Genomic DNA, 20,574 nt, shown 5'->3' with positions numbered 1-20,574 from the left:
CTAGGAGAGGAGGCGCCATGCCAACTATTACTCTTCCCGACGGCAGTCAACGTTCATTCGATCACCCGGTTTCCGTAGCCGAGGTTGCCGCATCCATTGGTGCTGGCCTGGCCAAAGCCACACTGGCCGGCAAGGTCAATGGTCAACTGGTCGACGCCAGCGACATCATCAGCAGCGACGCGACCCTGCAAATCATTACGCCAAAGGATGAAGAGGGGCTGGAGATCATTCGCCACTCTTGCGCTCACCTGGTGGGGCATGCGGTCAAGCAGCTGTACCCGACTGCAAAAATGGTGATCGGCCCGGTCATCGACGAAGGCTTCTATTACGACATCGCCTTCGAACGTCCTTTCACTCCGGACGACATGGCTGCGATCGAACAGCGTATGCAGCAGCTGATCGAGAAAGATTACGACGTCATCAAGAAAGTCACTCCGCGCGCCGAAGTGATCGAAGTGTTCAAGGCCCGCGGCGAAGACTACAAGCTGCGTCTGGTCGAGGACATGCCGAACGAACAGACCATGGGTCTGTACTATCACGAAGAATACGTCGACATGTGCCGCGGCCCGCACGTGCCGAACACTCGCTTCCTGAAATCCTTCAAACTGACCAAGTTGTCGGGCGCCTACTGGCGTGGCGACGCCAAGAACGAGCAATTGCAGCGCGTTTACGGCACCGCTTGGGCAGACAAGAAGCAGCTGGCGGCTTACATCCAGCGCATCGAAGAAGCTGAAAAGCGCGATCACCGCAAGATCGGCAAGCGTTTGGGCCTGTTCCACACCCAGGAAGAATCCCCGGGTATGGTGTTCTGGCACCCGAACGGCTGGACGCTGTACCAGGTGCTCGAGCAGTACATGCGCAAGATCCAGCGTGACAACGGCTACCTTGAGATCAAAACCCCTCAAGTCGTTGACCGCAGCCTCTGGGAAAAATCCGGGCACTGGGCCAACTACGCCGACAACATGTTTACCACGCAGTCGGAAAACCGCGACTACGCCATCAAGCCGATGAACTGCCCATGCCACGTGCAGGTGTTCAACCAAGGCCTGAAGAGCTACCGCGAGCTGCCGATGCGTCTGGCCGAATTCGGTGCCTGCCACCGTAACGAGCCGTCGGGTGCGCTGCACGGCATCATGCGTGTGCGTGCGTTCACTCAGGACGACGCCCACATCTTCTGCACCGAAGAGCAGATGCAAGCCGAATCCGCTGCATTCATCAAGCTGACCATGGACGTTTATCGCGACTTCGGCTTCACCGACGTCGAAATGAAACTGTCCACTCGTCCGGAAAAACGCGTCGGTTCCGACGAGCTGTGGGATCGCGCTGAAGCCGCATTGGCTGCAGCCCTTGATTCTGCGGGCCTGCCGTACGATCTGCAGCCGGGTGAGGGTGCGTTCTACGGTTCGCTAAGATCGAGTTTTCGCTAAAAGATTGCCTCGGTCGTGTCTGGCAATGTGGTACCTTGCAGCTCGATTTTAACCTGCCTGTCCGTTTGGGCGCTGAATACGTCTCCGAAGACAACAGCCGCAAACATCCAGTGATGTTGCACCGTGCGATCCTCGGTTCCTTCGAGCGTTTCGTCGGTATTTTGATCGAGCACTATGAAGGTGCATTCCCTGCGTGGCTCGCGCCGACCCAGGCGGTGATCATGAATATCACTGATAAACAGGCAGATTTTGTTGCAGAAGTTGAAAAAACTCTCAGCGAAAGCGGATTTCGTGCCAAGTCCGACTTGAGAAATGAAAAGATCGGCTTTAAAATCCGCGAGCATACTTTGCTCAAGGTTCCCTATCTCTTGGTAATCGGAGATAAGGAAGTCGAGATGCAGACTGTCGCTGTGCGTACTCGTGAAGGTGCTGACCTGGGCTCGATGCCCGTCGCCCAGTTCGCTGAGTTTCTCGCGCAAGCGGTTTCCCGGCGTGGTCGCCCAGATTCGGAGTAATTATTATTAAGCGTGAAATGAGACAAGATAAACGAGCTGCACCGAAAGCCCCGATCAACGAGAATATCTCGGCACGCGAGGTTCGGTTAATTGGGGCTGAAGGTGAACAGCTTGGGATTGTGTCAATTGAAGACGCGCTTCTTAAGGCTGAAGAGGCCAAACTGGATTTGGTGGAAATTTCCGCCGATGCAGTACCCCCTGTTTGCAAACTGATGGACTACGGCAAATCGATCTTCGAGAAGAAGAAGCAGGTTGCCGCGGCCAAGAAAAACCAGAAGCAGATTCAGGTTAAAGAAATCAAGTTTCGTCCAGGGACGGAGGAAGGGGATTACCAGGTAAAACTGCGCAACCTGGTACGTTTCCTGAGTGATGGGGACAGGGCCAAGGTATCCTTGCGATTCCGCGGCCGTGAGATGGCCCACCAGGAGCTGGGGATGGAACTCCTCAAGCGGGTTGAAGCTGACCTGCTCGAGTACGGTTCGGTCGAACAGCATCCTAAGATGGAAGGACGCCAGCTGATCATGGTCATCGCCCCGAAAAAGAAGAAGTAATCAACAGGGCACGGCAGGCCTTCTGATTATGTTTATCAACTGAATGCGGAGTATCCGAACATGCCAAAAATGAAAACCAAAAGTGGTGCTGCTAAGCGGTTTCTGAAAACTGCTAACGGTATCAAGCACAAGCACGCTTTCAAGAGCCACATCCTGACTAAAATGTCGACCAAGCGTAAGCGTCAACTGCGCGGTAGCAGCTTGCTGCATCCGTCTGACGTGGCAAAAGTCGAGCGCATGCTGCGCCTTCGTTAATTTTAGTCAAGAATAGAGGAAGTAACTCATGGCTCGTGTAAAGCGTGGCGTCATTGCCCGTAAGCGTCACAAAAAAATTCTGAAACTTGCTAAAGGCTACTATGGTGCACGTTCGCGCGTATTCCGTGTTGCCAAGCAAGCGGTAATCAAGGCAGGCCAATACGCCTACCGTGACCGTCGTCAGAAAAAACGTCAGTTCCGCGCTCTGTGGATCGCTCGTATCAACGCTGGTGCTCGTGTTAACGGTCTGTCCTACAGCCGTTTCATCGCTGGCCTGAAAAAAGCGTCCATCGAGATCGACCGTAAGGTTCTGGCTGATCTGGCAGTGAACGAAAAAGCGGTGTTTGCTGCGATTGTCGAGAAAGCTAAAGCCACCTTGGCTTAAGTACCCCCGACAATCACCCGGCCTCACTTCCGTGGGGCCAGGTGGTAAACGTCTTAAATAGGGGAAGAGCCTTCAAGCTCTTCCCCTATTTTGTATCTGGAGTCTGTACATGGAAAACCTGGATGCGCTGGTCTCTCAAGCACTAGAGGCTGTGCAAAGCGCTGAAGATATCAATGCCCTGGAGCAAATCCGGGTTCAATACCTTGGCAAAAAGGGTGAATTGACTCAGGTGATGAAGACCCTGGGGAATTTGCCGGCAGAAGAGCGTCCGCAAGTCGGCGCCCTGATCAACGTTGCCAAGGAACGTGTTACAGGCGTTCTCAATGCGCGCATGGCACTGTTTGAAGAAGCCGAACTGGCTGCCAAACTGTCCGCCGAATCCATTGACGTGACATTGCCGGGCCGTGGCCAGACCTCCGGTGGTCTGCATCCGGTTACCCGCACTCTGGAACGTGTTGAACAGTTCTTCACCCGCATCGGCTACGGCATTGCCGAAGGCCCTGAGGTCGAAGACGACTATCACAACTTTGAGGCGCTCAACATCCCAGGCCACCACCCGGCCCGGTCGATGCATGACACCTTCTATTTCAATGCCAACATGTTGCTGCGCACCCATACCTCGCCGGTACAGGTTCGCACCATGGAATCGAAGCAGCCGCCGATCCGCATCGTCTGCCCAGGTCGCGTGTATCGCAGCGACTCCGATATCACCCACTCGCCGATGTTCCACCAGGTCGAAGGCCTGCTGGTTGATCGCGACATCAATTTTGCCGATCTCAAAGGCACCATCGAAGAATTTCTGCGGGTGTTCTTCGAGAAAGAACTGGCCGTACGTTTCCGTCCTTCGTACTTCCCGTTCACCGAGCCATCCGCTGAAGTCGACATGGAATGCGTGATGTGCAGCGGTAAAGGCTGCCGCGTCTGCAAACAGACCGGCTGGCTGGAAGTGATGGGCTGCGGCATGGTTCACCCGAACGTGCTGCGCATGTCCGGCATCGATCCGGAAGAGTTCTCCGGCTTTGCCTTCGGTATGGGCGTCGAGCGTCTGGCCATGCTCCGTTACGGCGTGAACGACTTGCGTCTGTTCTTCGACAACGACTTGCGGTTCCTCGCGCAATTTCGCTAGTCGTAACGAATTCTTAGGAGAGCAGGATGAAATTCAGTGAACAATGGCTGCGTGGCTGGGTTAGCCCGCAGGTAGATCGTGATGAGCTGGTTGCTCGTCTGTCGATGGCCGGTCTTGAGGTCGATAGCGTTACGCCGGCCGCCGGTGTATTCAGCGGCGTGGTTGTGGGCGAGGTGCTGAGCACCGAGCAACACCCTGATGCCGACAAATTGCGCGTTTGCCAAGTCAGCAATGGCGCGGAAACCTTTCAGGTCGTGTGCGGTGCGCCAAATGTGCGTCCGGGCCTGAAGATTCCGTTCGCCATGATCGGTGCCGAGCTGCCGGGCGACTTCAAAATCAAGAAAGCCAAACTGCGTGGCGTTGAGTCCAACGGCATGCTCTGCTCGCAAGCTGAGCTGCAGGTTGGTGAAGGCAACGACGGTCTGATGGAACTGCCGGCCGATGCGCCAGTGGGCGAAGATTTCCGCGTGTACCTGGATCTGGAAGACGCCAGCATCGAGGTTGACCTGACCCCGAACCGTGGCGACTGCCTGTCCTTGGCCGGTCTGGCCCGTGAAGTTGGCGCGCTGTATCACGCTCCGGTCACCCGTCCAGTAGTGCCGGCCGTATCTGCCGTGCACGACGAAGTGCGTTCGGTCGAAGTGTTGGCGCCTGCTGCATGCCCGCGCTACCTCGGTCGCGTGATCCGTAACGTCGACCTGTCCAAGCCTACGCCGCTGTGGATGGTTGAGCGTCTGCGTCGTGCCGACGTGCGCAGCATCGACGCTGCCGTCGACATCACCAACTACGTGATGCTCGAGCTGGGTCAGCCGCTGCACGCTTTCGATCTCGCCGAAATCAATGGCGGCATCCGTGTGCGCATGGCGGAAGAGGGCGAGAAGCTGGTACTGCTCGACGGTCAGGAAGTCAGCCTGCGTAGCGATACGCTGGTGATTGCCGACCATACTCGCGCTCTGGCGATTGCCGGTGTGATGGGTGGCGAGCACAGCGGTGTGTCCGCGACCACTCGCGACGTGTTTCTGGAAAGTGCTTTCTTCGACCAGATCGCTGTCGCGGGTAAGGCTCGTTCCTACGGTCTGCACACCGATGCGTCGCACCGTTACGAGCGTGGCGTTGACTGGCAACTGGCCCGTGAAGCCATGGAGCGCGCCACAGGCCTGCTGCTGGAAATCACTGGCGGCGAAGCCGGCCCGATCATCGAGACCGTCAGCGAGCAGCACCTGCCGTCGATCGCGCCGATCACCCTGCGTTCGCAGCGCATCACCCAGATGCTCGGCATGGAAATGGATTCGGCTCAGGTTGAGCGTCTGCTCAGCGGCCTGGGTCTGGGCATTACTGCCGACGGCGCTGACCAATGGCGCGTAGAAGTGCCAAGCCATCGCTTCGACATCAGCCTTGAAGTCGATCTGATCGAAGAACTGGCCCGCCTGTACGGTTACAACCGTCTGCCGGTTCGTTACCCGCAAGCGCGCCTCGCGCCGCAAGCCAAGGCTGAAGCGCGTAGCGATCTGCCGGAACTGCGTCGTCTGCTGGTGGCTCGTGGTTATCAGGAAGCGATTACCTACAGCTTCATCGATCCACGCCAGTTCGAACTGTTCAATCCAGGCGTTGAGCCGCTGTTGCTGGCCAATCCGATTTCCAACGACATGGCTGCCATGCGCTCGTCGCTGTGGCCGGGTCTGGTCAAGGCGCTGCAGCACAACCTCAATCGTCAGCAAGATCGCGTGCGTCTGTTCGAAAGCGGTCTGCGCTTCGTCGGTCAGCTCGAAGGTTTGAAGCAAGAGCCGATGTTGTCGGGTGTTGTCTGCGGTAGCCGTCTGCCGGAAGGCTGGGCACAAGGTCGCGACACCATCGACTTCTTCGACGTCAAAGCTGACGTGGAAGCGGTACTGGGTTTTGCCGGTGCACTGGATTCGTTCACTTTCGCACCGGGCAAACACCCGGCGCTGCACCCGGGTCAAACCGCGCGCATCGAGCGAGAAGGGCGTGAAGTCGGTTTCATCGGCGCCATTCACCCGGAACTGTCGAAAGCCTTGGGTCTGGATCGTCCAGTCTTCGTTTTCGAACTGGTTCTGGCTGAAGTGGCACTTGGTAAAATGCCGAAATTCCACGAGTTGTCGCGCTTTCCTGAAGTGCGTCGTGACCTTGCATTAATTGCACACAAAGACGTCGCAGCTTCGGCTGTACTGGACGTAATCCGTGAAAATGCAGGCGAATGGCTCACAGATCTCAGGCTGTTTGACGTATATCAGGGTAAAGGCATTGATCCTGATAGAAAAAGCCTTGCAGTTGGCTTGACCTGGCAGCATCCATCGCGCACTCTTAATGACGATGAGGTGAATTCGACGACGCAAAATATCCTCACCTCGCTCGAACAAAGGTTGAACGCCACGTTAAGGAAGTGACGTATGGGGGCTTTGACGAAAGCTGAGATGGCGGAACGTCTGTATGAAGAGCTGGGCCTGAACAAGCGGGAAGCCAAGGAATTGGTAGAACTGTTTTTCGAGGAAATCAGGCACGCTCTTGAAGACAACGAGCAGGTCAAATTGTCCGGTTTCGGCAATTTCGACCTTCGGGACAAACGCCAGCGGCCTGGCCGCAACCCGAAAACGGGGGAAGAAATCCCGATCACGGCTCGCCGTGTGGTCACCTTTCGTCCAGGGCAGAAGTTGAAGGCCCGAGTTGAGGCTTATGCTGGAACCAAGTCATAACGACGAACTACCCGTCATCCCGGGCAAACGCTACTTCACCATCGGTGAAGTCAGCGAGCTGTGTGCCGTAAAGCCACACGTGCTGCGCTACTGGGAGCAGGAGTTTCCTCAACTCAACCCCGTCAAACGCCGCGGAAACCGCCGGTATTATCAGCGCCAGGACGTGCTGATGATCCGGCAAATCCGCGCGCTCCTTTACGATCAAGGTTTCACCATCGGCGGCGCACGCTTGCGCCTGTCCGGCGATGAAGCCAAAGACGACACCACCCAATACAAACAGATGATTCGCCAGATGATTGCCGAATTGGAAGACGTGCTGGTGGTTCTCAAGAAATAAAAAGCTGCTTTTGTATACTTCCAGTTTTCAAAAGCTTGCGATATATTCTTGAGCGCTCTTCGAGGTGAAGGGTGAGATGAAAAACCAGTCGGGGCGTAGCGCAGTCCGGTAGCGCACTAGCATGGGGTGCTAGGGGTCGAGTGTTCGAATCACTCCGTCCCGACCACATAATTCAATGACTTAGGCCAATTTTTACAGCATTGGCCTTTTTCATGCGCGTGACATTTGCGTGACTTCTCCATTTCTCACGCCTGCTTCCTCTTCAAGATTGTCAGTACCGGCCCACGCGAATCGGTTGCTGATACCATGTTTGCAGCCTCAATCAGATGTCCGAGCTCGGCGCCCGAGTAGTGACTGGTGATGCTGCCGTTCTTGTGGCCCAGAAGTGCCTTTCGGTCTTCCTCGGTTACGCCCGCCGCTCGAAGGCGACGGCCAAACGTGTGCTTCAAATCGTGAATCCTGATCGACAGATAGCCAGGGTGAGCGGGGCGAAGGTTTTCCTCCTGCCAGAGTTTCGCCGCTCTCACTCGCGCCTTCTTCCAAGCCGAGTCGTTCATCCGGTGCATTGCGTTGCCGTTGTAAGGAAAAACCCATTCCTTGCTCAGGCTGCGCTGCTGATCAATGATCGACTTAGCTACGCTGTTCAGCACCACTAGGCGCTCGTCGCCATTCTTCACGCCAGACCGTTCGTGTCTGCCGCCAAAGTCAGCCGGGATCAGGAACACACTGGTGCCGAGCTCCGGCACCGAAATCTCCCAGTCCCACCTAAGCTTGCAAACTTCCTGCTCGCGACAACCGGTGTTCACTTTGAACAGCGCCATCGTCTGCAGGTGGGCCGGCAACTCCCCGAAAAGAATCGACTGCTCCTCCCACGACATCGGATAGGGCTTGCGACTCGATTTCTTCTCTTCCAGCTTCGTGAGCATTGGCACGCTATCCAGCCACGGCCGTCGCTCATCGTCTCGCCACTTCCTGGCACACAACGACAAAACCCGAACCACACGCTCGATCGAGATATTCACCGTTCTGTTGCTCACGCCTTTCTTCACCTTGCCATCCGGCAGCGTTTTGGTCGCCAACCTGTCCTTAATGAAAGGCCCTAGGGCCTGGTCATCAATATGGGTCAGCGGCATGTCGCCGATGAATTCGTCCAGCTGTGAAAGGTGGTGAGCCGAAAGCTTGATCGAAGGCTGATCCTTGAATTCGACCAAAAAACGCATCGCCGCATCCCGCCACGTTCTGACCTGCCGAACGCCGTAGACCTTCTCCTGCCGGATCTGCTCCAGTCGATGTATCAGGTAGCGCTCTGCTTCTTGCCGGTCACTTGTTCCAGTAGATTCGTAAAGTCTTTCGCCGTTGATCTTCTTGTCGATATGCCAGAGACCTTTCCTTTGGGAGAGGCCTGTGATCGTTTTTCGCGCCATTGTGTTTCTCCTTTCTGGCGCTCGCTGCGGGGCAATTGTTGCTCCCTCGCGCCCTTTTTATCAATTGCCTTGGCTGCCACATAGGACGATGCCCACGCATCAAGCTCCTGGCGATCGAAGCCAACACCGCGCTCCCCGATCGGGAACTCATTCACGAACGGCCTGACGATTTCGTTAAACAAAGGCAAATTCATACTCAAGTAGGCAGGCGCCTCGCCGGCGCGGATAAAGCGTGGCTGCAATTTTTGTGCGCCCATACAGCATCCTTTTCCCCTGCTGGGGCAGTTAATTGGTGATGCTCCATGCCGCGCGTGGCGACAGAAGGTGGTGATGGGTTATGCGGAAAGCAGGCCTTTCGCTATTGCTTCAGCCAGGCACTGCTTGCGAAACTCTCGAGCTTTTTCGATTGCTTGCTGTTTGCTGGCGGCCTTCCAGGTGGGGCCGACTTGGATGAACTTGCCGCGCAGCTTTCCGCACCAGTGCTTCACGAAATCGCCGTTCTCGATCTGGCAGATGGTGCCGGCCGATGCTTTCGGTACCGTTGCGTAATCCACCAGCTTCTGGTCGTACGTTAATTCGGGCATGAGGATTCCTCGCCCGCCGTACACCGGCAGGCTGTTGTGGTTTGTAAAAAGGGAGCTACGGTTATGACTCCAAGGCCAAACCGTAGAGGGAAGTTATGCGTGAAGAACTGCAGGTAGATTTCGATGGGCAGACCTATAAGGTCGCTTACTCGGTTGACAGAGGTTTGATTACTGTCTGGGCACCGGCTAATTCGAAGTCAACTCAAATAGGTGGCTCGCCGCCCGAAGGAATTGCGCGAATCATTGGGAAAGAGCTGTTGGAAGATGCCAAGAGCAAAGGGCTTTTGTAGGTCGGGTTACTTCTCCATGAGTTCGGCGGGAACCTTCACCGCGGCCCCGCGCTTGGCGAAGACCACGGCGCGGAACACTGCGATGGTTCGGGCTTCGCCGGGCTGGCGATTGAATGGATCGTCCGTCGCGTCGGCCAGCCATGGGTGCAGGTGGCCAACATCAACCCAGACGCCGTACTTCGTGATCAGTTGTTCGGCGTCGGGCTGGGCGAACAGTTGAAGCTGTCCAGCAACTGGCTGCTGCTCACCCTCGATCGCGTTGATTGCCCAGTCCAGCGCCTTGCCGGCCAGTTCCTCGGTGCGGACGCTGACCAGGCGGTTCATGGCCACGGCCCCTTGTAAATGAGGTAGGTCATGTAGAGCGGGGCGCAGATCATTGCGTCACCTCGCGTCTTGCCCACCAGCAGACCGGGCCATCGTCGGTGTCGTGAATCGCCAAGCAGAACCAGCCTTCGCCATCAGGTCGCTCAGGCTCCCAGTAACTGAAATCGGGGTCGCCGGCCTCGAAGTAGCGATCGGCAATTGCCTCTTCGGCGTATTCGAGCCGCACTTGGGTAACGGTCAAACCCTGCTCCGCTACCCAGGCCTTGCACTTGTCGCCGTCACCCTCGTCGAAGTCGGGCATATCCGGATGTTGGAACGAGCCCATTTCGTCGCGCACGACCGGTACTGGCTGGATCAATTTGATTTCTTCAGACATGACTTCGTCCTCACCGCTATAGCGGCTGACTTTGAAGGGGGAGGGAGTTACTGGTATTTGCTGCTGATGCGCTGGGCGATGTCTTCGAGCTTTTCGGCCATGTACCACATGTCGTTGTTGTCACGGCGGGAAACGACAGGGGAGCGTTGAACGTTGCGGCCGATGAGAATCTTCGCAGCCAGCAGGATCAGCCAGGCTTCGGCCTTGCGGCGGATGAAGCGTTTCATGGCTTCACCATTTCGTCGGGGTCGTACCCGAACCGCCGGCAGAGCGCGTGGGCGACACCGGATCCGCAGCAGAAAGCGTCCTTCATCGCGACCCAGCGCTGCGTGCCGCGCCGGCTGGTGCCGGTCACCATTCGAACGGCTGTACGGATAAGTTCGTGTTCGCTGAACTCGCAGCCCGACAGGGTGATCATGCGACTCTCGGCCAGTTGGGTGCCAAGCTCGTCAAGCCGCTGATCCGCTGCGTTCAGGCGCAGCTGCAGGGCGTCACGCTCTTTGATTGCCTGCGCATGCTTGTCGCGCCAGTGCAGTACCGCGACGAATTCTTCAGCCGTTGTGACTGGTGCGGTCGGTTTGTTTTCTGTAGGCATGGGGTACCATCCGGCATAATGATTAAGTAGCAGGTTTTTTGGCAGCCAGGTTTAGCCGTGACTTTGTGCATTGGAATGTGGGGGCGTTATGTTTGATGATATTTTTAAAGCGAAGGTTCGGGAGTTAAAGAGCCTATTTGTGGCAACAAGTAATCTATATCACAACGGCGAAAAAGGAGGCTTTCGGGAGCAGTTTGTTAAAAGCCTTCTCGAAGCGTTTCTTCCTTTTCAGTTTGGTGTTGGGTCTGGAATAATTGTGGATCGCTGGGGTCGCCAGAGTCCGCAAGTTGATATCATTGTTTATGATAAAATGAATATGCCGCCGCTCCTAAATAGAGGTGATCACGGTATTTATCCTCTCGACTCTGTTTTGAGAGCTATGGAAATAAAAAGCGTCGTGGATGCCAGTTCTATTCGCCAGTTTTCAAATTTAGTTTTAGCGTTGCATCCTGATAATCCAAGTGGTTTGAAGCTCGCTTCTCCGGGAAACCTTCCTGGAGGAAGAGGGTACTACCCGCTTTGCGGTTTGTTCGGTTTTAGAACCGAGATAAAAGATTTAAAATCGGCTTATCGAAAATCAGAAATATTGTTGGATAATCCAGCGCTCTTGTATGTTGATGGGGCTGGGTATTACAACTGTAAAACTCAGAAGTTTGAGCATTATCTAGATAGCGATGATGGTATCAAAAAATTTATCGGCACATTTATCGCTAGGATCGGAGAGGCAGCTAAGTCGAGAGCGGAATTTAAACCAGCTGACTGGTTTGATTCATAACTCACCAGCATCTAATTTTGCTGCCCGCCGAAGGTGATTTTTATGCCGCTAACTGTTGATATAGCTCAATTATGTCTGCGGCGTTGGCTGCGACCAGTGCCTCGGCTTCGTCTGGACAGACGCTGTTGCCGATCAGCCGCACCTGGTCGACCTTCTTGATGTCGCGCCATTCCTCGACGCCGGTGACCGGGTCGACGAACAGACCGCGATCGATGATGTAGTCCTTGTCGAAGCCTTGAGCGGCCTTGAGCTCAGGCGGTTGCAGCATGCGCAATGTGATATCGATCAGCACATAGCCGTCGACCATCACCATTTCAGCCGGGTCTTTGAAATGCTCCGGCAGGTATTTGTGCATGAAGGCAGCGCAGCGCCGGGCGCCTTCCATTTGCTCAGGAGTCAGCGTGTCGGGCACCTGCACCGTCTCGACGACCGCAACGCGATCTTTCGTCGGCAGCGTGTGCATCGGCTCATTGAGCGAAATACCGTCCTTCTCGTTGCCGTAATACTTCACTAGGTAAGCGCTCACCAGGCGCTGATTGGCGCCGGACTGGCAGATTGTCGATATCGGATCGTAAGCCGATCGGCCGTCGCCTTTGTAGAAGCCGCCGTTGGCCTGTTCAAAGAACGCTGTGACGATGCCGTGCCGAGCAGCGCCAGCCATAACCGTCTGCGCTGGATCGTCAGGGGAGCCGCCCACTGCGTTTTGCCCGAATGCGGTCATGTGTGATGCTGCCATCGCGAAGTGACCCCCTTTGACTTGAGCGCCCTGCGTACGCAGCGGCTCCTGCACGTCGAAGTTGCGCTGAGCTGATCCGTTCGCGCATTCGGTGAGGAAGGGCGCCGCAACGGGCTGCACCAGCGCGTGGTGAGTGCCGCCCGCGCTGATCGTGGAAAGCGCTTCGTCGGTGCCGTGCGTGCTGGTGTGCGCCGATGAGGTGCCGCGCATCGGCACGATGAAAGGCTTCGCACTGGTGAGCACATGAAGCCAGCAACCCTTGGCCACGCGGCGCATGGTGTTCTCGGCCATCGGCTTCTCACGAAAGATCGTGCGGCCGAGGTTGCTCCAGTCGATGCATTCGGCCGCGGAGCGCCATGGCAATTGCTTCGCCGCTGGCCGCTTGTGACGCTTCGGCGCCGGCCAAACGATCGGCTTGCCGTCGCTGCGAGCCACAAGATAAAGCCGCTTGCGGATGGTTGGGGTACCGGCGTTCGCCGCGATGCGCTCCCGCCACTCAGCGTTGTAGCCCATTCCGCGTACCAGAGCGTCCATCGGCACAAACTCTCCGATCGCCTCAATGATTTCCGGCATGTCCGGGTGATCAGCGGGTAGGCCGGTGCTGATTGCGGCAATGAACGCTTTGAAGGTACGACCGCGCTCGGACTTGATGGGCTGGCCGTCATCGTCGATTGGGCCCCAGTCGCAGAATTCTTCAACATTTTCGAGGAAAAGCAGTCGCGATTTCGTCACGAACAACCAGCGGATCACTACCCATGCAAGCCCGCGAACCCCGCGATCGCGTGGCGCGCCACCTTTGGCCTTGCTGTGGTGACGGCAATCTGGCGAGGCCCAAATGATCGCCACCGGCTGGCCTCCGGTGGCTTCGCGAGGGTCGACCTCGAATACGTCCGCGACATAATGCGCTGTCGTCGGGTGGTTGGCGCGGTGCACAGCCAAGGCGATTGGATTGTGGTTTACCGCCACATCCGGCTCCCGGTATGCCCGGGCGATGCCGGTGCTTGCACCACCGCCGCCGGCGAACAGGTCGACCACCAGTTCCTTTTCGAACGGCAGACCCATGCTCGGCTGTCCATGGATGAACTGAGGCAATTTCTGTTGTGCGGACATAGGGAATCCTTGTCGGTATATTTGGCCGAATGATTTTTAGGGGTGAGCGTTATGATTTGCGCACTTTGTAGGGAAGAAAAAGGCAAGCTTATCGATAGCCACTTTATGCCAGCGGCGGCTTACCCTCATATTCGAGGAACCGAAGAAACGGGTGATGGGCCACCCGTATTGATTAACTTGCGAAAAAAAATCGCTATCCAAACAGATAGGCAAGTCAAGCGCCCGTTACTTTGTATCGAGTGTGAAGACCTTTTCTCGAAAAATGGCGAAAAGAGGATGGGCCAGCTTTGGGCTACTGCATCCGGGTTCCCGTTGCTGAACCTGTTAAATTCCGAGGCAACAATCTCTAAAGGTGAGAGATTCGATATGTACGACAGTCGGTTGCTGGACACAGGCGTTGTGGACTCGATTTTCTACTTTGCGGTGAGCATTTTTTGGAGGGCGCAGGTATGGGATTGGGGCTATGAAGGGGACGCTTACAAACGCGCACTCGGGAATCATTACGAATCAAAATTCAGAAGCTTTTTGTTAGGCAAGGAAGCATTGGATAACGTGTTGTTGTTCATTGATGTGAACTCCGATTTAGATACTTCAGCCGTAATGACGTTTCCTATTTCAGGGAGGAGTGGGCCGGATCGACTGCACTCATTCAGTCTGCTTGGCTTGAAATTCACCATGTATGTTGGCCGATCAATAAGCTCTGTGGCTCGAACTCCATTCGAGTTTCATAACACACAAATCATGTTTGTTTCTTCAGACCTTAAAAAGTCGGCCGCATTTCAGAAACTGGCAGGCAGAGTTCAATCAGAAGTGGAGGCGAAAGGGAAATTGAAAGCCAGTCCTGCGAATAAAGTCGACCATGTCGAACTGGCGGCCACCTCGTGCGGTGTTGCTCCAGTCGACCATCCGGTCAATACCGTGTGTTATGGCGTTGACCTTGTCGGCGTATCTGACTGTGGGGGTCGGTTACGGTGGCAAAGAAGGTGGCGGCGCCGCGCTTGCTGGCGATGTTGTGAATAGGCCTAGGGCATCCTCGCCGGCTGGCGTGATTAGTTGAAATGGGGTATTTGTGTTCGGCCCGGCATGGAGCCGGATGCGGGAGGTGTATGTGGTCGGTATTAGTCAACTTAGCGAGTATCACCAAGCGTACAAAGTCGCCTTGGAAATTCTTCAAAATTGGGATGACGAGGATGAACCCACCCTATTGAGGCGCTTTGAGTTCTTTGCCCGTCGCATAAAACCCCTCGTGGATGAGACAGATCCAGGATGGAGCAATTGCCGAGCTTTAGGCCGCCATATGACCTTTATGGAGAGAAACCTTGGGCGTGGCGAGAAAGTATTTAGCAAAAGTGATGCTTTCGATATTGTTTATAGCGACCTACCTGTGTTCGCCGACTTCCTATTACTCCAAGCATCCACCCCGGATCATTTAGATTCTCGCCTAGCGCAAGCAACATCAAGGCTTTTCGAAATTGAAGACTACGCCTCAGTTATTCGTGCAACCTTTCCAGTGCTATCTTCTCGGCTTCGAAGGATATTTGGAATTCCCGATGGAACTGATGGCGAAAACTTGGTGAACGATATTTTCACTAGAAGCCTAGGCTCCAATCCAGTAGTGCTACCGCAGGAGGAAAAAACAGCCTATCGCAATTTGGTAGCGGGTTTTTATGCTTCATATCGGAACAAGTTAAACCACAGCGACTATCAGCCAACATTTTCTCAAGCGCGGGGCGTAGTGGAGATGGCAAATACGTTGATTTATGCGAATAAATAGTGGCGACAATATTGGTCGCTCACTTTATACATGGTGGGATTTCCCGAATAAGGTTTTGTATGCTGTGACAATTAGTCTTGCAAACCCTTATGCCTTTTGGCTTCCTGCCATGTTCGCCAAGCTCGGCGCATAAAATAATTTAAAGGGAGTAAGTTTATGCCCTGGTATAAAACCGGAACGGTTTCTGTCGTCCAAAATTCCAATGCAGTACTCGGCTCCGGCACAGCATTCATCGCAAACAGCCGTGTCGGTGATGCCTTTCGCGGCCCGGACGGTGGATGGTACGAAGTCACCAACATCGCCAGCGACACTGCTATGTCGATATCGCCTAACTATCGCGGCGCTACTGCTGCTGTCGGCAGCTATGCACTGGCGCCCATGCAAGGTTACGTCAAGGAGTCAGCTGATGCACTGCGAGGCTTGGTCAACACGTACGGCGCCAAGTTGGCCGCACTGGGCACCACCGGCAACTACGACATCTTGCCAGTAGGGAAAGGTGGGACTGGCGGGACTGACCAGCCGACTGCACGCAATGCATTGGGTGCCGCAAAGTCTGGTGCAAACTCGGATATCACCGAGCTGAACAGCCTGACAAAAGCGATCACAGCGGCGCAGGGTGGCGTTTCCCCAGGCTACATCGATGGATTGCTCCCAACTTGGGTAACCACCACATCCATTACCATCAGCTCCGGGTCGGCCTACGTGCCGTCTCTGGGCAAAGTGCTGTCGATTGCCAGCCCGATTACGCTTACAGGCCAATCTGGGCTTACCCCTGACGCTTTCTATTACTTCTACCTGTACGACAACGCCGGCACACCGGCTATTGAGCGAGTCATTACCTACCCCGGCGATCCTTATTTCGGTAAAGCACGGCCGAAGCTGGGTGATTCATCGCGCCGGTTGTTGTTTGCGCTGAGGACAAGCTCAGCGGGGTTGTTTTACCCGTTCAAGATGCTCAGCACAGACATGCTTTTGTATGCAGCAACTACAGGAGCTGCGCCCTTCAGGGTCTTGGCAGGAGGCCACTTCCACTTCCTATACCACTATCTCATTAGCCTCGGTAGTTCCAATCTCGACTCAAACAGCGTGCCTCAGGGGGGCCGCAAACGTGGCCGTGGGTCTGCTTGCTATGCCAGGCATAGATTCCCCTGCCATGACTGCATTCGATGTTGGTTCTCGATACCAGCTCGATTTCGCGACTGACTCGCAGCAGCGTATTCAGTACTGCACCGCCAGCCCAGGAGGATCTCTTTTTATCGACGTTACTGGCTATGGGATGGATAGATAATGCCTTACGCAATTACAGATTCAGGCTGGCGCCAGGTAACACCAGATATTGAACTTGCTGTGGGCGAGACCTACGTCGAATCGCTTCCTGGCTGGCTTGTCGAGGTTGCAGCAAAGAATGAGTCGGTGGGAATGGCTCAAAACATGGCCACACAGCTGCGATCAGTAGCTGATGAAAAAATCAGTCCTTTACAGGCGGCCGTCGATATCGAAGAGATCAGCGAAGCCGACCGTGTGGTGTGGAAAGCATGGAAACGTTACCTGATTGCGCTGAGCAAAACGCCGGAGCGCCCCGGCTGGCCTGAGACGCCTGATTGGCCGGTACTACCTGATATTTGAAGCCCGCCATCGAGAGGGTATTTTTTTGCCTGGAGAAACTGATGACCGAATCCGAAAAAGACCGCGACATCCTCGCCCGAACGTTTTGGGGCGAGGTCGCGGCGAACCGCTTCCTGGCTGACCGGTTAGTCCAGTGCTGAACGCGGGCTAGAAGATGAAGTTCTTGCCTTTATTTTTTCGGAAAATGCTGAGCCTATAGATCGTAGAGGGGCCTCAATGAACCTGTAACTAAATTCGGATAAGGCTAATGTCATTGTTAGGAATGAGACAATATATAAAATTGTATGCGGGGTGTCGAAATTTGTAGGTGTTGGGTCGTTGAAGTCGTTAAAAAATATTTGACGGGTTGATGATAAACAAATCATGTGCGTCAAATAAATAGCGTATGATCGTGATCCGATGTAGTTTGATATTTTATTTATCAAATAATTTTTCGTGAAGTAATTCGCATTGTAGCTGGCAATCCACACCAAAAAAGCTGAACCTAGAGCAGTTATTCCCATAGCAAATGGAAGCGGTGGGTTAGGTCGTGTCAATGCAGCGAGAATGGCAATCACGCCGACAAGTAATGCAGTGGTAATAAATCCATTTCTAAGGAATTTTGGCTCAATTCTTTTGTGTGAGTCAGAACCGTGCCAGAGAGCAAGTAATACTCCGAAAGAAATTGCATCGGTTCGAAGTGCCCATAGTTCGGGTGTTGGTTTTATTAGTTGTCGGGTGATAAAGAACTGAGCCAGTATGATTGCGGCAAAAAATAACGGCATCCAGCGCTTTCCAGAAAGCACAGCAATTATAGGGAGTGCTAAATAAAATTGGTTCTCTAGAGATAGGCTCCAGTAAATTCCAGTGTCCCCTAAAGTTCCCGCATCTCTAGCAGACGCGTAGATGATGTTAAAGTACTGAAGTGCCGCAGCGGTAGCAGATGGTAAAATTTGCTCAAATCCTAGAAATACTCCTTTTTTGCTGAAGAAATAGGAGAGAGTCAAGCATATTCCTATCCAGAAGAGCGCCGAAGGCATAAGTCGCCAAAATCTCCTCACCCAAAAAGGTATTGAGAAACCAAGTAGCGAAGATAATGATTTTGAGTTTGGTATTTCGTTCTTGATTGAGTTTGTGATTATGAATCCGGAGACGCAAAAAAATATATCTACGCCAAAGCCGAATCGAAAGTTCTCAAGCACTAGCCAGTATATTGATTTTGGTGAAAGTATAATTGCTATGTGTGCAAAAATGACAAGTATAATCGCAAGCGCTCGAAGTGCTTCAATATCGCTATTTTTTTTAATTTTCAAATGATTGATTGTTTGCATTGTGCCAGCTCTTAATCCTTGGCGGAGTTATATTCTTAAGTGTTGATCAGGATTTATTGGGAAACATTCTACATAAAATCCTTGTTGATGCGTCATGCCCGCCAAGCCGCGGGCATTTTTTGCATGCGCTCAACACGGGCTAAGGCTCAGCACTTGGTCGCGACGCTTTTGGATTCTTACGAGCCTTGGATTTCCGAGAGCGACGCATCGGCCCATGATAGCTGCTCGTGTTCCCATGAGTATGCTATTAGATTTTCAGTGGTGTCCTAGGAATGAGTTTTTCTCGCAATGAAAGGAACCTTATTTCAAAAATAGAATAGACCAAAAATGCAGTAAATAGTGTACCTGCTATGTAGCACATCCAAAGTATAAGCGCTCCATATCCGTGCGCCTCTCCCGGGAAAAAATATTTAATCGCAAAAATAACTGGTAAGTTTGTTAGATATGCAGAATACGACCACTTGGCGATCCGCGATGTTACTGCATCTATCGCACTGGGGATTCTGAGGTTTAGGAAGGCAATTATGAGGCCCGCACACCCGATAGATGCAATATTGAATAAAAACACTCTCAGGAAATTGCTTGAGTTGAGATACGAGTCGGGGGTGCTAGCAATATAGGCAGACACTAGAAAAAGCGGTGAGGCAATAAGAGCCCATCGCGAGATTGTTGTTCTCGATAGAGTGCTTTTTGTGAGGATGAGAGCGCAAAGCACGCCGATCATTAAGGCATCTAGTCGTAGTAGTGAGGTACTTCTTATACTACTTAGTGTTGAGTTGTACTCGAATACCATTCCTGCACGTGCTGCGGTTGACAGAATAATTATCGACAAGGCCGCCGCCAAAATTGCCTTTGATAAATTACGAGTTAGTGTCATGAAGGTAATTATGATAATTGGTGTCAGTAGATAAAAAATCTCTTCAATTGCTAAGCTCCATGCCTCACCAAAAAAGTCCGGGTGTGGATTAACCAAGTTTTGCGTGAAGGTGAAATATTGCAGGAGGTTTGGTAGTTCGGCAGGTCTAATGTTAAAAGAGAAATAAGCGTTAAACGCTATAAACAAAAAATAGTTAGGCAGGGTTCTCAGCCATCTTCTACTCCAGAAACTTGGTATCCATCCACTGATGGAGCTTGAGCGCTCTATCTCTTTGATCATTATTGAACCTATCAGGAAGCCTGAAAGAACAAAAAACAACTCTACTCCCAAGAAGCCGCCAAATTTAAAGGACTGAGCCCATGGGGCTATAGGTGTTAAAAGCACCCGCCCGTGAGATAGGAGGACGAGGAATATGGCAATGCTCCTACACACATCAAGCCATCTAATACGTGATTTGTCGATCATGAAAACGCCCAAAAAGTAAACATTTAAGGAGTACAGCAGGCACAAGGATTGCCAATACCCCCTAATCCGATGCTGTGCATTCTACCCAAGACAAAGCGGTCGGGATGCATTTTCACCTGGAGAAAACTGATGCCAGCTACAGAAATCCAGATTGTCGCCATCCTGCCGAATTCGGCGAAGGTCGCAGGCAAGTTCGCGCCCGCGCTGAATGCAGCGATGGAGAGATACCAGATCAATACGCGCCTTCGCATGGCCGCATTCATCGCTCAAGTGGGGCATGAGTCGGGTCAGTTCCGCTACGTTCGGGAGCTGGGTGGCGACCAGTACCTGAGCAAGTACGACACCGGATCGCTGGCGGAACGCCTTGGCAACACGCCAGGGGCTGACGGTGACGGCCAGAAGTACCGCGGGCGCGGCCTGATCCAAATTACTGGGCACGACAACTACTTGGCTTGCAGCATGGGGCTGTTCGGTGATGCTCGGTTGCTCCGTATGCCTGAACTGCTCGAGCAAGCCGAGTGGGCGGCGAAGTCGGCGGGGTGGTTCTGGAATTCGCGGAAGTTGAACGACCTAGCTGACATTGGAGCGTTCGAAACCATTTCCCGTCGAATCAACGGCGGGATCAATGGCCTAGCCGAGCGCGAGGCCTTCTATAAGGCAGCGCTGAAGGTGCTGGCATGAGCTCGTCCTACAAGGTTCTATCGGGTGATGGCGGAAGCCCAACCTTCTGGTGTCCTGGCTGCGATGGCGCACACGCCATTCAGCATGGCGCCGGGACAGGCCCGCGCTGGGGCTGGAATGGCAGTGTGGAAAGGCCGACTTTCACGCCTTCGATCCTAGTCAGATATCCAGCCAACCCTGACGCCATTGAAGAGTTCAAGGAGTGGCGTACGGAGCGTGTCTGTCACTCGTTCGTTACCGATGGCCGGATCCAGTTCCTAGACGACTGCACCCATGCTCTCGCCGGACAAACGGTCGATCTGCCGGACTGGGAGGGCTGA

The 20,574-nt window shown here is 53.9% G+C and carries 25 protein-coding genes, 1 tRNA gene and 1 pseudogene; 17 read left to right on the top strand and 10 right to left on the bottom strand.

Annotated elements, in window-relative coordinates; translation table 11 throughout:
• Nucleotides 1-17: 17 nt before the first annotated feature.
• From thrS to ACZZ0D_RS14230, 9 genes and pseudogenes are all read left to right on the top strand, one after another.
• Nucleotides 18-1,942: pseudogene (gene thrS, locus ACZZ0D_RS14270) on the top strand (threonine--tRNA ligase).
• Entirely contained in the window at nucleotides 1,942-2,493 is a 552-nt protein-coding gene (gene infC, locus ACZZ0D_RS14265; RefSeq protein WP_170947229.1) for a translation initiation factor IF-3, read from the top strand. Before thrS ends, infC begins: the two are co-directional and overlap by 1 nt.
• Before the next feature lie 60 nt (nucleotides 2,494-2,553).
• The gene (rpmI, locus tag ACZZ0D_RS14260; RefSeq protein ID WP_002553160.1) at nucleotides 2,554-2,748 is read left to right on the top strand and encodes a 50S ribosomal protein L35; all 195 of its coding nucleotides are present in this window, start codon (nucleotides 2,554-2,556) and stop codon (nucleotides 2,746-2,748) included.
• Nucleotides 2,749-2,776: 28 nt separating this feature from the next.
• A complete protein-coding gene (gene rplT, locus ACZZ0D_RS14255; RefSeq protein WP_007913489.1) occupies nucleotides 2,777-3,133 on the top strand; it encodes a 50S ribosomal protein L20 in 357 nt (118 codons plus the stop codon).
• Between the two features lie 109 nt (nucleotides 3,134-3,242).
• Complete coding sequence (gene pheS, locus ACZZ0D_RS14250; RefSeq protein ID WP_003226365.1) at nucleotides 3,243-4,259, top strand: phenylalanine--tRNA ligase subunit alpha; 1,017 nt, start codon at nucleotides 3,243-3,245, stop codon at nucleotides 4,257-4,259.
• A 26-nt stretch (nucleotides 4,260-4,285) separates the two neighbouring features.
• Nucleotides 4,286-6,664, top strand: coding sequence for a phenylalanine--tRNA ligase subunit beta (pheT, locus tag ACZZ0D_RS14245; RefSeq protein WP_463553604.1), 2,379 nt, complete (start codon nucleotides 4,286-4,288; stop codon nucleotides 6,662-6,664).
• A 3-nt stretch (nucleotides 6,665-6,667) separates the two neighbouring features.
• Complete coding sequence (gene ihfA, locus ACZZ0D_RS14240) at nucleotides 6,668-6,970, top strand: integration host factor subunit alpha (RefSeq protein WP_002553164.1); 303 nt, start codon at nucleotides 6,668-6,670, stop codon at nucleotides 6,968-6,970.
• Nucleotides 6,951-7,307: a MerR family transcriptional regulator gene (locus ACZZ0D_RS14235; RefSeq protein WP_003179985.1), complete on the top strand. Its 357-nt coding sequence runs from the start codon at nucleotides 6,951-6,953 to the stop codon at nucleotides 7,305-7,307. Before ihfA ends, ACZZ0D_RS14235 begins: the two co-directional genes overlap by 20 nt.
• 89 nt (nucleotides 7,308-7,396) lie before the next feature.
• Nucleotides 7,397-7,473, top strand: a tRNA-Pro gene (locus ACZZ0D_RS14230).
• A 79-nt stretch (nucleotides 7,474-7,552) separates the two neighbouring features.
• Here ACZZ0D_RS14230 and ACZZ0D_RS14225 read toward each other — a convergent pair.
• The 3 genes from ACZZ0D_RS14225 to ACZZ0D_RS14215 form a co-directional block, all read right to left on the bottom strand.
• Nucleotides 7,553-8,716: a tyrosine-type recombinase/integrase gene (locus tag ACZZ0D_RS14225; RefSeq protein WP_463554810.1), complete on the bottom strand. Its 1,164-nt coding sequence runs from the start codon at nucleotides 8,714-8,716 to the stop codon at nucleotides 7,553-7,555.
• Nucleotides 8,602-8,988, bottom strand: coding sequence for a hypothetical protein (locus tag ACZZ0D_RS14220; protein ID WP_253756657.1), 387 nt, complete (start codon nucleotides 8,986-8,988; stop codon nucleotides 8,602-8,604). The genes ACZZ0D_RS14225 and ACZZ0D_RS14220 overlap by 115 nt, the downstream gene beginning before the upstream one ends.
• Nucleotides 8,989-9,066: 78 nt before the next feature.
• The gene (locus ACZZ0D_RS14215) at nucleotides 9,067-9,315 is read right to left on the bottom strand and encodes a hypothetical protein (RefSeq protein ID WP_463553603.1); all 249 of its coding nucleotides are present in this window, start codon (nucleotides 9,313-9,315) and stop codon (nucleotides 9,067-9,069) included.
• 95 nt (nucleotides 9,316-9,410) lie between these two features.
• Between ACZZ0D_RS14215 and ACZZ0D_RS14210 the strand changes: the two genes are divergently transcribed.
• On the top strand, nucleotides 9,411-9,605 hold the full coding sequence (locus ACZZ0D_RS14210; RefSeq protein ID WP_463553602.1) for a hypothetical protein: 195 nt from the start codon (nucleotides 9,411-9,413) through the stop codon (nucleotides 9,603-9,605).
• Between the two features lie 6 nt (nucleotides 9,606-9,611).
• Here ACZZ0D_RS14210 and ACZZ0D_RS14205 read toward each other — a convergent pair whose 3' ends face one another.
• Genes ACZZ0D_RS14205 through ACZZ0D_RS14190 form a run of 4 tightly spaced genes read right to left on the bottom strand, consistent with a single transcriptional unit; the run spans nucleotide 9,612 to nucleotide 10,900 of the window.
• A complete protein-coding gene (locus tag ACZZ0D_RS14205) occupies nucleotides 9,612-9,929 on the bottom strand; it encodes a hypothetical protein (protein ID WP_463553601.1) in 318 nt (105 codons plus the stop codon).
• Nucleotides 9,930-9,978: 49 nt separating this feature from the next.
• Nucleotides 9,979-10,305 carry a hypothetical protein gene (locus tag ACZZ0D_RS14200; RefSeq protein ID WP_463553600.1) on the bottom strand — a complete coding sequence of 109 codons (327 nt, stop codon included), beginning with the start codon at nucleotides 10,303-10,305 and terminating at the stop codon, nucleotides 9,979-9,981.
• 47 nt (nucleotides 10,306-10,352) lie between these two features.
• On the bottom strand, nucleotides 10,353-10,532 hold the full coding sequence (locus ACZZ0D_RS14195; RefSeq protein ID WP_463553599.1) for a hypothetical protein: 180 nt from the start codon (nucleotides 10,530-10,532) through the stop codon (nucleotides 10,353-10,355).
• Entirely contained in the window at nucleotides 10,529-10,900 is a 372-nt protein-coding gene (locus ACZZ0D_RS14190; RefSeq protein ID WP_463553598.1) for a hypothetical protein, read from the bottom strand. The genes ACZZ0D_RS14195 and ACZZ0D_RS14190 overlap by 4 nt, the downstream gene beginning before the upstream one ends.
• Before the next feature lie 88 nt (nucleotides 10,901-10,988).
• Here ACZZ0D_RS14190 and ACZZ0D_RS14185 point away from each other — a divergent pair, with 88 nt between their 5' ends.
• The gene (locus ACZZ0D_RS14185; RefSeq protein ID WP_463553597.1) at nucleotides 10,989-11,675 is read left to right on the top strand and encodes a DUF6602 domain-containing protein; all 687 of its coding nucleotides are present in this window, start codon (nucleotides 10,989-10,991) and stop codon (nucleotides 11,673-11,675) included.
• A 40-nt stretch (nucleotides 11,676-11,715) separates the two neighbouring features.
• Here ACZZ0D_RS14185 and ACZZ0D_RS14180 read toward each other — a convergent pair whose 3' ends face one another.
• Nucleotides 11,716-13,521 (bottom strand): DNA cytosine methyltransferase, encoded by a 1,806-nt coding sequence (locus tag ACZZ0D_RS14180; RefSeq protein WP_463553596.1) that lies wholly within the window; start codon nucleotides 13,519-13,521, stop codon nucleotides 11,716-11,718.
• 42 nt (nucleotides 13,522-13,563) lie between these two features.
• On the opposite strand from ACZZ0D_RS14180, the gene ACZZ0D_RS14175 reads away from it, so the two are divergent.
• The 4 genes from ACZZ0D_RS14175 (at nucleotide 13,564) to ACZZ0D_RS14160 (ending at nucleotide 16,921) form a co-directional block, all read left to right on the top strand.
• Complete coding sequence (locus ACZZ0D_RS14175) at nucleotides 13,564-14,541, top strand: hypothetical protein (RefSeq protein ID WP_463553595.1); 978 nt, start codon at nucleotides 13,564-13,566, stop codon at nucleotides 14,539-14,541.
• A 73-nt stretch (nucleotides 14,542-14,614) separates the two neighbouring features.
• Nucleotides 14,615-15,295 carry a TIGR02391 family protein gene (locus ACZZ0D_RS14170; protein WP_463554809.1) on the top strand — a complete coding sequence of 227 codons (681 nt, stop codon included), beginning with the start codon at nucleotides 14,615-14,617 and terminating at the stop codon, nucleotides 15,293-15,295.
• Nucleotides 15,296-15,451: 156 nt separating this feature from the next.
• A complete protein-coding gene (locus tag ACZZ0D_RS14165) occupies nucleotides 15,452-16,498 on the top strand; it encodes a hypothetical protein (protein WP_463553594.1) in 1,047 nt (348 codons plus the stop codon).
• An 84-nt stretch (nucleotides 16,499-16,582) separates the two neighbouring features.
• Nucleotides 16,583-16,921 (top strand): tail fiber assembly protein, encoded by a 339-nt coding sequence (locus ACZZ0D_RS14160; protein ID WP_463553593.1) that lies wholly within the window; start codon nucleotides 16,583-16,585, stop codon nucleotides 16,919-16,921.
• A 125-nt stretch (nucleotides 16,922-17,046) separates the two neighbouring features.
• On the opposite strand, the gene ACZZ0D_RS14155 is transcribed toward ACZZ0D_RS14160, so the two are convergent.
• A complete protein-coding gene (locus ACZZ0D_RS14155) occupies nucleotides 17,047-18,231 on the bottom strand; it encodes an acyltransferase family protein (RefSeq protein ID WP_463553592.1) in 1,185 nt (394 codons plus the stop codon).
• Between the two features lie 247 nt (nucleotides 18,232-18,478).
• Nucleotides 18,479-19,573: an acyltransferase family protein gene (locus tag ACZZ0D_RS14150; RefSeq protein WP_463553591.1), complete on the bottom strand. Its 1,095-nt coding sequence runs from the start codon at nucleotides 19,571-19,573 to the stop codon at nucleotides 18,479-18,481.
• Between the two features lie 129 nt (nucleotides 19,574-19,702).
• On the opposite strand from ACZZ0D_RS14150, the gene ACZZ0D_RS14145 reads away from it, so the two are divergent.
• Together ACZZ0D_RS14145 and ACZZ0D_RS14140 are read left to right on the top strand one after the other, a co-directional pair.
• On the top strand, nucleotides 19,703-20,254 hold the full coding sequence (locus tag ACZZ0D_RS14145; protein WP_463553590.1) for a glycoside hydrolase family 19 protein: 552 nt from the start codon (nucleotides 19,703-19,705) through the stop codon (nucleotides 20,252-20,254).
• Nucleotides 20,251-20,574, top strand: coding sequence for a ubiquitination-like system serine protease family protein (locus tag ACZZ0D_RS14140; RefSeq protein ID WP_463553589.1), 324 nt, complete (start codon nucleotides 20,251-20,253; stop codon nucleotides 20,572-20,574). The genes ACZZ0D_RS14145 and ACZZ0D_RS14140 overlap by 4 nt, the downstream gene beginning before the upstream one ends.

It is taken from the genome of Pseudomonas sp. AC193 (assembly GCF_979258075.1).
Note: the sequence above shows the minus strand (reverse complement) of the source record. Positions and strands in the feature narration are given on the sequence as shown.

Coding starts and splice junctions, on each gene's coding strand:
- ACZZ0D_RS14235 (WP_003179985.1), top strand. CDS start 6,951: ATGCTGGAACCAAGTCATAACGACGAACTACCCGTCATCCCGGGCAAA.
- ACZZ0D_RS14210 (WP_463553602.1), top strand. CDS start 9,411: ATGCGTGAAGAACTGCAGGTAGATTTCGATGGGCAGACCTATAAGGTC.
- ACZZ0D_RS14160 (WP_463553593.1), top strand. CDS start 16,583: ATGCCTTACGCAATTACAGATTCAGGCTGGCGCCAGGTAACACCAGAT.
- ACZZ0D_RS14145 (WP_463553590.1), top strand. CDS start 19,703: ATGCCAGCTACAGAAATCCAGATTGTCGCCATCCTGCCGAATTCGGCG.
- rplT (WP_007913489.1), top strand. CDS start 2,777: ATGGCTCGTGTAAAGCGTGGCGTCATTGCCCGTAAGCGTCACAAAAAA.
- ACZZ0D_RS14180 (WP_463553596.1), bottom strand. CDS start 13,521: ATGTCCGCACAACAGAAATTGCCTCAGTTCATCCATGGACAGCCGAGC.
- pheS (WP_003226365.1), top strand. CDS start 3,243: ATGGAAAACCTGGATGCGCTGGTCTCTCAAGCACTAGAGGCTGTGCAA.
- ACZZ0D_RS14140 (WP_463553589.1), top strand. CDS start 20,251: ATGAGCTCGTCCTACAAGGTTCTATCGGGTGATGGCGGAAGCCCAACC.
- ACZZ0D_RS14165 (WP_463553594.1), top strand. CDS start 15,452: ATGCCCTGGTATAAAACCGGAACGGTTTCTGTCGTCCAAAATTCCAAT.
- ACZZ0D_RS14155 (WP_463553592.1), bottom strand. CDS start 18,231: ATGCAAACAATCAATCATTTGAAAATTAAAAAAAATAGCGATATTGAA.
- ACZZ0D_RS14195 (WP_463553599.1), bottom strand. CDS start 10,532: ATGAAACGCTTCATCCGCCGCAAGGCCGAAGCCTGGCTGATCCTGCTG.
- ACZZ0D_RS14205 (WP_463553601.1), bottom strand. CDS start 9,929: ATGAACCGCCTGGTCAGCGTCCGCACCGAGGAACTGGCCGGCAAGGCG.
- ACZZ0D_RS14150 (WP_463553591.1), bottom strand. CDS start 19,573: ATGATCGACAAATCACGTATTAGATGGCTTGATGTGTGTAGGAGCATT.
- rpmI (WP_002553160.1), top strand. CDS start 2,554: ATGCCAAAAATGAAAACCAAAAGTGGTGCTGCTAAGCGGTTTCTGAAA.
- pheT (WP_463553604.1), top strand. CDS start 4,286: ATGAAATTCAGTGAACAATGGCTGCGTGGCTGGGTTAGCCCGCAGGTA.
- ihfA (WP_002553164.1), top strand. CDS start 6,668: ATGGGGGCTTTGACGAAAGCTGAGATGGCGGAACGTCTGTATGAAGAG.
- ACZZ0D_RS14170 (WP_463554809.1), top strand. CDS start 14,615: ATGCGGGAGGTGTATGTGGTCGGTATTAGTCAACTTAGCGAGTATCAC.
- ACZZ0D_RS14215 (WP_463553603.1), bottom strand. CDS start 9,315: ATGCCCGAATTAACGTACGACCAGAAGCTGGTGGATTACGCAACGGTA.
- ACZZ0D_RS14220 (WP_253756657.1), bottom strand. CDS start 8,988: ATGGGCGCACAAAAATTGCAGCCACGCTTTATCCGCGCCGGCGAGGCG.
- ACZZ0D_RS14200 (WP_463553600.1), bottom strand. CDS start 10,305: ATGTCTGAAGAAATCAAATTGATCCAGCCAGTACCGGTCGTGCGCGAC.
- ACZZ0D_RS14185 (WP_463553597.1), top strand. CDS start 10,989: ATGTTTGATGATATTTTTAAAGCGAAGGTTCGGGAGTTAAAGAGCCTA.
- ACZZ0D_RS14190 (WP_463553598.1), bottom strand. CDS start 10,900: ATGCCTACAGAAAACAAACCGACCGCACCAGTCACAACGGCTGAAGAA.